At 70.4% G+C, this 9,299-nt stretch carries 7 protein-coding genes; 1 reads left to right on the forward strand and 6 read right to left on the reverse strand.

Translation table 11 applies throughout. From position 1 onward, the window contains the following. Nucleotides 1–92: 92 nt before the first annotated feature. The 6 genes from NLX83_RS40155 to NLX83_RS40180 all read right to left on the reverse strand — a co-directional run bounded on the left by NLX83_RS40155 (nt 93) and on the right by NLX83_RS40180 (nt 8,241). Complete coding sequence (locus NLX83_RS40155; RefSeq protein ID WP_254240550.1) at nt 93–1,106, reverse strand: MBL fold metallo-hydrolase; 1,014 nt, start codon at nt 1,104–1,106, stop codon at nt 93–95. Nucleotides 1,107–1,139: 33 nt separating this feature from the next. After that, nucleotides 1,140–2,906: a glycosyltransferase family 39 protein gene (locus tag NLX83_RS40160; RefSeq protein WP_254240551.1), complete on the reverse strand. Its 1,767-nt coding sequence runs from the start codon at nt 2,904–2,906 to the stop codon at nt 1,140–1,142. A 13-nt stretch (nt 2,907–2,919) separates the two neighbouring features. Further along, complete coding sequence (locus NLX83_RS40165) at nt 2,920–4,125, reverse strand: bifunctional glycosyltransferase family 2/GtrA family protein (protein ID WP_254240552.1); 1,206 nt, start codon at nt 4,123–4,125, stop codon at nt 2,920–2,922. Nucleotides 4,126–4,190: 65 nt separating this feature from the next. After that, nucleotides 4,191–5,966 carry an ArnT family glycosyltransferase gene (locus tag NLX83_RS40170; protein WP_254240553.1) on the reverse strand — a complete coding sequence of 592 codons (1,776 nt, stop codon included), beginning with the start codon at nt 5,964–5,966 and terminating at the stop codon, nt 4,191–4,193. Between the two features lie 63 nt (nt 5,967–6,029). Next, on the reverse strand, nt 6,030–7,523 hold the full coding sequence (locus tag NLX83_RS40175) for a sensor histidine kinase (protein ID WP_254240554.1): 1,494 nt from the start codon (nt 7,521–7,523) through the stop codon (nt 6,030–6,032). Further along, a complete protein-coding gene (locus NLX83_RS40180; protein WP_254240555.1) occupies nt 7,501–8,241 on the reverse strand; it encodes a response regulator transcription factor in 741 nt (246 codons plus the stop codon). Before NLX83_RS40180 ends, NLX83_RS40175 begins: the two co-directional genes overlap by 23 nt. A 162-nt stretch (nt 8,242–8,403) precedes the next feature. Here NLX83_RS40180 and NLX83_RS40185 point away from each other — a divergent pair, with 162 nt between their 5' ends. Then, nucleotides 8,404–8,979 (forward strand): hypothetical protein, encoded by a 576-nt coding sequence (locus tag NLX83_RS40185; protein ID WP_254240556.1) that lies wholly within the window; start codon nt 8,404–8,406, stop codon nt 8,977–8,979. The last annotated feature ends 320 nt before the right edge of the window (nt 8,980–9,299 follow it).

Below are 9,299 nucleotides of genomic sequence, written 5' to 3' on the forward strand. Positions count from 1 at the left end.
GAGTGGGTGCTGAGAGTGGGTGCGGGCGTGGGGTCGCCAACGCGGCGATGCTATCCATTCGCGTTCGCCCGACGGTCGGACGGGGGCGCACGTCACAGCAGTCCGTAGTGGACGACGCCGTCCAGGGTCTCCGACCGCGCCCGACCGCGCAGGACAAGCAGGTCGAGGTGTGCTCCGGTCTCCATGACCGCGAGCATCTGGTTGAACACATCCAGCTCGTCGAAGTGCCGCTCCCGCCGGGTCCAGCCGATCAGCCGCGCGACCTCATAGGCGTTTGCCGCACCCACTCCCAGTGCCGCCGCGATCGCGTCCAGCCGCCGCTCGTGGTGGTCGAGCAGTTCGTCGACCCTCGCGTGCGTGCTGTCCGACACCGCGCCGTGCGCGGGCAGCAGACGCAGGTCGGGCATGGCGCGCACGGTCTTCAGCGAGCCCAGGTAGTCCCGCAGCGGCTGCTCGGGCAGCTTCGCCTCGAAGCCGATCGACGGCGTGATGTGCGGCAGCACGTGGTCACCGGCGAAGAGCAGGCCCGCGTCGGAGTCGACGAAGACCACGTGCCCCTGGGTGTGGCCGGGCGTCTCGACCACGCGGAGGGTGCGGTCGGCGAGGTGGATCGTCTCGCCGTCGCTGAGCCATTCGTCCGGTTCCTCCCACACCCCCGGCTCCGGCTTGATCGTGATCGCCTCGCCGATGCGGTCGATCACCACTTTCGCGCCGCAGCTGAGCAGCTTGTCCGCGTACTGCGGCAACGGTTTCCCGCTGAGCAGTTCGCCGGACAGCGAAGGTCGTTCGCCGATGCCCAGCGCGACGCGGTGGCCGAACTCGCGACGCAGCGCGACGGCCTGCGTGTAGTGGTCCCGGTGGATGTGGGTGACCAGGAACCGCGAGATGTCCTTGAGATCGCGGTCGAGGTGGCGGAGCGCGGCGGCGAGGGCCTCGCGGCTCTCCCGCAGCGCCCAGCCGGAGTCGATCAGCACGAGTCGGTCGCCGTCCTCGATCGCGTAGACGTTCACCGCGCGCAGCGCGTCGCTCGGAAGTGGCAGCGGGATGCGGTGCACCCCCGCCGCCACTTCGACCGGCCCCGGCTCAGTCCACTCGTCGCGCGCCATGCCCCGAGCGTAACCAAGCAATTGCTTGGTTAGCTAGGTCAGCTTGTAGACGGTGTGGTCGCCGTGGCTGACCGGGGCGAAGTTCTCCTGCACCCAGGTGGCGATCTCGCTGCTGCCACCGGGGCCCATGCCCATGCCGCCGCTGATGTAGTAGCCGATCTGGCCCTGCGCGACGAAGGACTTGAACTCCTCCAGCGTCGGCGCCGGGTCACGGCCGCTGAAGCCGCCGATCGCGATCACCGGCCTGCCGCTCGCCAGTTGCAGGCCACCCGCGCCCTGCGCGCCGCCCGAGGCCGCCGCCCACTTCGTCGTGGTCGCCTTCAACAGCTCGACGAGCTTGGCGTTGGTCTCCGGTTCGCGGCCTTCCTGCTTGCGCGGGCCGGACATCGGGATCGAGCCGGTGTGCGGCACGCTCGCCGTGACCGCCGCGTAGGCCGCCGTGCTGCTCACACCGCCGATCAAGGTGATCGCGAGCAGGAGCGCGCTGAGCCTGTGCACGCCGACGAGCACGCCCGTCGCGGCGACCACGGAGAGCCCGAACGCGGCCCAGCCGAGATAGGTGTACCAGGAACCGTTGCGGCTCAACAGGATCGCACCCCACACGCCGGTGGAAACGATCATCAACGCGAGGACCGCGCGGGCGGAGGTGTTCTTGCGCCCCAACCACAACTGGCGTCCGGAGATGGCCACCAGCGCACCGATCGCCGGAGCGAGGGCGACGGTGTAGTACGGGTGCACGATGCCGCTCATGAAGCTGAACACCAGCCCGGACACCACGAGCCAACCACCCCAGAGGATCAGCGCCGCGCGGGTGCGGTCGGTGCGCGGAGCCCTGCGCGTGAACCACAGCCCGGCGACGAGCCCGATCAGCGCGGCGGGCAGCAGCCACGAGATCTCCGCGCCCATGCTGTCGCCGAACAGCCGCGTGATCCCGGCCTCCCCGCCGAAGCCGAGGTTGCCGCTGCCGCCACCGCCGGTCATGACGCGCTCGCCACCGCCACCGCCGCCGGAAGGACCGCCGCCGCCGAAGATGCGCGACAAACCGTTGTAGCCCAAGGCGAGTTCGAGCGCGCTGTTCGTGGTGGAACCGCCGATGTAAGGCCGATCGGCGGCGGGCCACAGCTCCACCAGCGCGATGTACCAGCCTGCCGAGACGATCACCGCTCCGAGCGCTCCGAAGAGCTGCGCGACGCGCCTGCCAAGCCCGGTGGGCGCGGCGATCAGGTAGACCAGCCCGAACGCGGGCAGGACCAGGAACGCCTGGAGCATCTTGGTGAGGAAGCCGAAGCCGATCGCCGTGCCGCACAACAACAACCACCGCGTGCTGCCGTTCTCCAGCGCGCGCGTCAGGCAGTACCCGGCCGCGACGAGCAGCAGCACGAGCAGTGCGTCGGGGTTGTTGAAGCGGAACATGATCGCGGCGACCGGGGTGAGCGCGAGGACGGCTCCCGCGAGCAGCCCCGCGCCCGAGCCGAACCAGCGCCGCACCGTCGCGTGGAGCAGCGCGACCGAGGCGACCCCTGCCAGCGCCTGGGGCACGAGCATGCTCCACGACGAGAACCCGAACAGCCGCGCGGACAAGCCCATCAGCCACAGTGCGGCCGGTGGTTTGTCCACGGTGACGACGTTGCCCGCGTCCAAGGACCCGAACAGCCACGCCTTCCAACTCTGTGTCGCGGCCTGCACCGCGGCCGAGTAGTAGGTGTTGGCGTACCCGGACGAGCCGAGGTCCCACAGGTACAGCAGTGCCGTCCCCAGCAACAGCGCGAACAGTGCCAGGCGCTGGCGAGTGATGGTCATCAGGTCTCCTCGATCAGGCGTTCCGGGCGCGGAACACCCAGTGCCGCAACAACAAAAAGCGAAGGACGGTGGCCAGCAGGTTGGCCAGCACGAGCACGCCGAGCTCGACCAGCTGGGCGGGCGCGGTCATCGCGTGCAGCACGGCCAGCGAGCCGCTGGTCAGCGCCAGGCCGAGGGCGAAGGCCACCAGTCCCTGGAGGTGGTGCCGGGTCGCGCCTTCGCGGCCCCGCACGCCGAAGGTGAACCGCCGGTTGGCCGCGGTGTTGCCGACGGCGGTGACGAGCAGGGCGACCAGGTTGGCCGCCTGTGCGCCGATCCCGCCGCGCAGCGAGGTGTAGAGCACGAGGTAGGCCAAGGTGCTCGCGATACCGACCGCGGCGAAGCGCACCGCCTGGTTGGCGAGCTTCGGCGGGAAACCCGGCAGGGGGTCGCGGCCGATGCCGGTGATCTTGAGCGAACCGGTCGCCAAACCTTTCGCAAGCCGCGCGACACCTTTGAGGTCGGCGATGGCGGTGGACACGATGTCCACCCGGCTGTCCGGGTCGTCGACCCAGTCCACCGGCACCTCGTGGATGCGCAGTCCGGCCTGCTGTGCGAGCACGAGCAGCTCCGTGTCGAAGAACCAGCCGGTGTCCTCCACCAACGGCAGCAGCCGCTCGGCGACGTCCTTGCGGATGGCCTTGAACCCGCACTGCGCATCGGAGAACCGGGCGGCGAGCGCGCCGCGCAGGATCAGGTTGTAGCAACGGGAGATGAACTCGCGCTTCGGTCCCCGCACCACCCGCGCGCCCCGTGCGAGCCGGGTGCCGATCGCGACATCGGAATGCCCGGAGATCAGCGGTGCGATCAATGGGAGCAACGCGGCGAGATCGGTCGACAGGTCGACGTCCATGTAGGCGAGCACGGGGGAGTCGGACTCCGACCACACCCGCCGCAACGCCCGGCCCCGCCCCTTCTCGGGCAGGTGCGCGATGGTCACCTCGGGCAGCTCCGCGGCGAGGCCGGTGGCGATGGCCAGGGTGGCGTCCGTGCTGGCGTTGTCGGCGACGGTGATCCGGAAGGAGTAGGGCAGGTTCTCGGTGAGGTGCGCGTGCAGGCGGCGCACGCACGCCGCGAGGTCGGCCTCCTCGTTGTAGACCGGGACCACCACGTCGAGCAGCGGGGTCCGGCTTCTGGGGTCGATCAGGACAGGGGAGCCCTTGGCGATGGTGGTGGTCATGTGATCGACAGTGCTGGCGCGGACTGTGCCGTCGTTGTGGCGTCCCTGTGCGCCGCCTGTGAGCATCACGAGGTGAGGTCGTACACGGTCACGCCATCCACAGTGGACGGTGTGAAGGTGGCGGCGACCCACTCCGCGATGCGACGCGATTCGTCGCTGCCGCTCTCGGCCCGCATGCCCGCTCCGCCGAGGAAGTAGTGGATCTGTCCACTTCGGACGTACTCCTGGAACTGAGCGAGGGTCGGCGCGGGATCGGTGCCGTTGAAGCCGCCCACGGCCAGCACGGGAGTCCTTGAGGCCAACTGGAATCCCGCCGCGCTGTTCGAGCCGACCGCCGCGGCGGTCCAGGTGTAATTCTCGGCTCGTGCTCGCAGCAGCGCGGTGATCTCCGCTCCCGGAGTGCCCGCGTCGAGCAGGCTTCCCATCGCTCGGTTGTTCCCGGTCGGGCCGAACATGACCATGCCGCCGCTCGTGCTCCGCCCCGGGCCCGCGGACGGCAGCGCGCCGCTGTGCGGAGTCGCCGCGGTGACCACGGAGTACGCGGTGGGTGCCGCTAGGGCGCCAATGAGTCCGGCGACGACGGCGCCACGCACGAAGTTCTGCGGCAGGTGCCCGGCGAACAGCAGCAGCACGGCAGCGCCGAGGCCGACCACGGCGATCGTGATGGCGAGGGTGAACATGGTGCTGCTCAACAGGAAAGCCGACCACATCGCGGTTCCGCCGACCGCGAGGAACAGCGCGACCGAGCCGCCGCGTTCTCGTTCCCGCCAGGCGACCGCGGAGCCCATGCCGATGAGCGCGGCGATGGCCGGGGCCAGCGCGACGGTGTAGTAGGAGTGGATGATTCCGTTCATGTAGCTGAAGACCAGGCCGGTCACCACGAGCCAGCCACCCCACATGACGAAGGCGGACCGCTCTCGCTTGCCTGCGTACAGGCCGAAAGCGAGCAAGACCAACGCGGCCGGGAGCAGCCACGCGATCTGCCCGGCCATCTCGCCGCCGAACAACCTGCCCAGCCCGGCCGAGTTGAACCCGCCGCCGCCGACCTTGCCGACCTCATCGCCGGTGAGACGGCCGAAGCCGTTGTAGCCCAAGGTGAGTTCGAGAATGCTGTTGGTCTGCGAACCGCCGATGTAGGGCCGCGCCGACGCGGGCACCAGCTCGACGACCAGCACCCACCAGCCGCCCGCGACGATCATGGCGAGCGCCGCGGCGAAGAGCTGCGCGACGCGCTTGAGGGTGGGCTGGGCGATCAGAAAGGCGAGCGCGAACGTTGGCAGCACGAGGAACGCCTGAAGCATCTTGGTGAGAAACGCGAAGCCGATCATGCTGCCGCACAACAACATCCACCGCGTCCGGCCGTCCTCGACCGCCCGCGTGAGGAAGTAGGCGGCGGCGATGAGCAGGAGCACGAGCAGCGCGTCCGGGTTGTTGAACCGGAACATCAACACCGCCACCGGCGTCAGTGCGAGCACCGCCGCGCCGAGCAGGGCCGCGCTCGCCGGGAACTGCCTGCGCACTGTCGCGTAGAGCAGCCACACCGACGCGACGCCGAGAAGTGCTTGCGGGACAAGGACACTCCACGAGCTGAGGCCGAACAGCCGCACGGACAGCGCCATCAGCCACAGAGACGCGGGAGGCTTGTCGACAGTGATGCCATTAGCCGCGTCGGTGGAGCCGAACAACCAGGCGGTCCAGCTCTCACCCCCGGCCTGGGCGGCAGCGGAGTAGTACGCGTTGGCCCACCCGGAATCGCCGAGCGCCCAGAGGTAGAGCAGGGCGGTGGAGCCCAGCAGGGCGATCAGGGCAGGGCGTTCCCAGGATCGGGTCGAGGTGGCCATACGAGCAGCTTCAAGGCGCCGACTGTGCTCGCGGTGTGCGTTCCCTGTGCGCCCGCTGTGCGCCTAGACGTGGAGCGGGAGGTGCACCGTGAGGGTGGTGTCGCCGGGGTGGCTCGTCAGCTCGATGCGGCCGTTGTGGGCGGTGACGACAGCGGCGACGATCGCGAGTCCGAGGCCCGTGCTCCCCGCAGCGCGCGAACGCGAGGTGTCGCCGCGGGCGAAGCGCTCGAACACCTCCGGTTGCAGCTCCGCGGGAATGCCGGGGCCGTCGTCGTGCACGCTCAGCACCGCGTGCCCGGCCGAAGTCCGCAGCGATGTGGACACCACCGTGCCAGGCGGGGTGTGCGTGCGCGCGTTGGTGAGCAGGTTCGTCACCACCTGGTGCAGCTGGCCCGCGTCACCGGTCACCACGGTGATTTCCTCGGGAGGAAGCTCCAGTACCCAGCGGTGGTCCCGGCCTGCCACCTGCGCGTCCGCCACGGCGTCGGCGACCAGGCGGGTCAGGTCCACCGGCCCGTGCACCACCGGGCGGTCGGAATCCAAGCGCGCCAACAACAACAGCTCCTCGACCAGTGCCGTCATCCTGGTCGACTCCGACTCGATCCGGCCCATCGCGTACGCCACGTCCGGCGGCACCTCGTCGGTGCCGCGGCGGGTCAGCTCCGAGTAGCCGCGGATCGACGCGAGCGGGGTGCGCAGCTCGTGGGAGGCGTCGGCGACGAACTGGCGGATGCGGCTCTCGCTGGCCTGGCGCGCGGCGAGGGCGTCGGCGACGTGGCTGAGCATGTGGTTGAGCGCAGCCCCGACCTGGCCGACCTCCGTGCTGGGGTTGGTGTCGCGGTCCGGGACGCGCACCGACAGGGCCACCTCGCCGCGGTTGAGCGGCAGCTCCGCGACGCGCCGGGCGGTCGCGGCGACCCGGTCCAGCGGGCGCAGCGTGCGCCGGACGACCCACGCGCCGACGAGGCTCGCGATGAGCAGCCCCACCACCGCGACCCCGCCGATGATCAGCGCGAGCCGCAGCAGCGTCTGGTCCACCTGGGACAACGGAATGGCGGTGATCTTGGTGACGTTGACGACCTGACCGGCCTGGGCCCGGAACCGGCCGAGCGCGCCGAGGCTGACCGTGTGCTGCCTGCCGTCGACCCGCAGCCCGAGCAGCGGGGCGACCGCTTCGGGGGCGACGTCGCGCCCCGCCGCCTGAGGCTCGGTGTCGTCCAGCTGCCTGGCGCGGATGACCGTGCCGTCGACGACCTCCACGACGATCGTCCCCACCGGGTGGCCGGGGCCGAACAGCATCAGCACCGCGGCGCCCTCGCGCGGCGGGCGCGGGAGCCGGGGCGGGGGCCGCTGGGCGTCCGCGGCGAGCCGGCGGTCGAGCTGGTTCATCAGGAAGCCGCCCAACGCCACCTCGGTGACCACGCCGACCAGCAGCAGCACCAGCGCGAGCAGCGCGGCCACCTGCACGACGAGCTTGCGGCGCAACGACCAGTCCGCCGTCGAGAAGTCGAACAGGCGGCGCCAGCCCCGGCGCTCAGCGAGCCGGTTTGAGGACATACCCGGCGCCGCGCATCGTGTGGATCATGGGTTCCCGTCCCGCGTCGATCTTCTTGCGCAGATAGGAGATGTAGAGCTCGACGATGTTGGCCTGGCCGCCGAAGTCGTAGCTCCACACCCGGTCCAGGATCTGCGCCTTGCTCAGCACCCGTTTGGGGTTGCGCATCAGGTAGCGCAGCAGCTCGAACTCGGTCGCCGTCAGCTCGACCTGCTCGCCGGCCCGGCTCACCTCGCGGCTGTCCTCGTCCAGCACCAGATCGCCCACCACCAGCTCGGCGCCGTCGGCGGCCTTGGCCACCCGCGTCCTGCGCAGCAGCGCGCGCAGCCGCAGCACGACCTCCTCCAGGCTGAACGGCTTCGTCACGTAGTCGTCCCCGCCCGCGGTGAGCCCGGCTATCCGATCGGCCACCCCGTCCTTGGCGGTCAGGAACAGCACCGGCAGCTCCGGTGTCTCCGCCCGCATCCGGGTCAGCACCTCCAGCCCGCCGAGGTCCGGCAGCATGATGTCCAGCACCACCACGTCCGGCCGGAACTCCCGCGCCAGGCGCACGGCCGTCATGCCGTCGCCCGCGCTGCGGACCTCCCAGCCCTCGTAGCGCAGCGCCATCGACACCAGCTCGGCCAGGCTCGACTCGTCGTCGACGACGAGCACGCGCACCGGCTGCCCGTCCGCGCGGCGGAGGTCGGAGCGGGACGTCTCAGCGTTCACCGTGGCCATGCTCCTCACCATCGCGCGCGTGGATGTGCCGAACCTGTGCGGTTCCTGTGTAGCAGCTGTGCGCCCACGGCACAGCTTGTCCCCAATGTCCGCACAGGCCGCGCACAGGCACGTCCGTGACGGTGGAGGACGCAAAGATCCACCACAGGGAGGACCCCGTCCATGAACCCCGAATCCACCAACCCCCAGCCCGCCGGGACTCCCGGGGACTCCGAGGCTCAGCCCGAGGGCTGGGGCGGTCCGCAACCGGAACCGAGCCGGACGTGGTCGGCCCGCAAGACCGCTGCCGCCGCCGCGATCGCGGTCGGGATCGCCGCCGCGGGCGGGGTCACCATCTACGCCATGGGCGGCGAGACCCCCGCCGCGCAGGGCCCCGGCGGCATGGGCGCCGGGCGCGGTCCGATGATCATGGGCCCGGGTGGCGCGATGGCGGTCGGCCCGATGCGTGACGCGCTGCACGGCGAGTTCGTCGTGTCGGACGGCAAGGGCGGGTACAAGACCGAGCGCACCCAGACCGGTTCGGTGACGGAGGTCAGTGCCACCTCGATCACCGCGAAGAGCGTCGACGGCTACACGCAGGTGTACACCATCGACGCCGCGACCGTGGTCAACGGCGGCTCGGCGAAGATCGACAGCGTGAAGACCGGAGCGTCGGTGACGATCATCGCCGACGCCTCGAACAAGGCGTCGTCCATTATGGACAGTGCGAGTGGGAAGGGACCGCGTCGGGGGAACTAGTTCTGGGTTCCAGCTGGCGTGTCTCCCTGCGTGGGGGTCGGCTTGACCTGGGGCCCCTAGCGTGTGCCGAGGGCCTGTCGGGCGGGCACGGGAGGAACCCGGCCCTCGCGTGCGAGCGTATGGCACGCGCACCCCAGGTAAAGCCTCGGTTGCGTTGCGCCCCTTGCCTTTTCAGCCCACGCCCGCACCACGCTGGAACCATCATGTTCCAGCGCTGCGCCGTTCCCGGCGTTATAGCGTCAGTGGGCAGTCCACCCTGATGTTGCGCAAGGGCACCTGGTCAGGATCGATCCATTTCGGTGGGATGAAGCTCGGTATCC

The organism is Allokutzneria sp. A3M-2-11 16 (assembly GCF_024213555.1).
Taxonomy (GTDB): Bacteria; Actinomycetota; Actinomycetes; order Mycobacteriales; family Pseudonocardiaceae; genus Allokutzneria.

Excerpts from the sequence above, each read along its gene's own strand:
- NLX83_RS40175 (WP_254240554.1), bottom strand. The coding sequence starts at position 7,523 with ATGTCCTCAAACCGGCTCGCTGAGCGCCGGGGCTGGCGCCGCCTGTTC.
- NLX83_RS40160 (WP_254240551.1), bottom strand. The coding sequence starts at position 2,906 with ATGACCATCACTCGCCAGCGCCTGGCACTGTTCGCGCTGTTGCTGGGG.
- NLX83_RS40155 (WP_254240550.1), bottom strand. The coding sequence starts at position 1,106 with ATGGCGCGCGACGAGTGGACTGAGCCGGGGCCGGTCGAAGTGGCGGCG.
- NLX83_RS40180 (WP_254240555.1), bottom strand. The coding sequence starts at position 8,241 with ATGGCCACGGTGAACGCTGAGACGTCCCGCTCCGACCTCCGCCGCGCG.
- NLX83_RS40165 (WP_254240552.1), bottom strand. The coding sequence starts at position 4,125 with ATGACCACCACCATCGCCAAGGGCTCCCCTGTCCTGATCGACCCCAGA.
- NLX83_RS40170 (WP_254240553.1), bottom strand. The coding sequence starts at position 5,966 with ATGGCCACCTCGACCCGATCCTGGGAACGCCCTGCCCTGATCGCCCTG.
- NLX83_RS40185 (WP_254240556.1), top strand. The coding sequence starts at position 8,404 with ATGAACCCCGAATCCACCAACCCCCAGCCCGCCGGGACTCCCGGGGAC.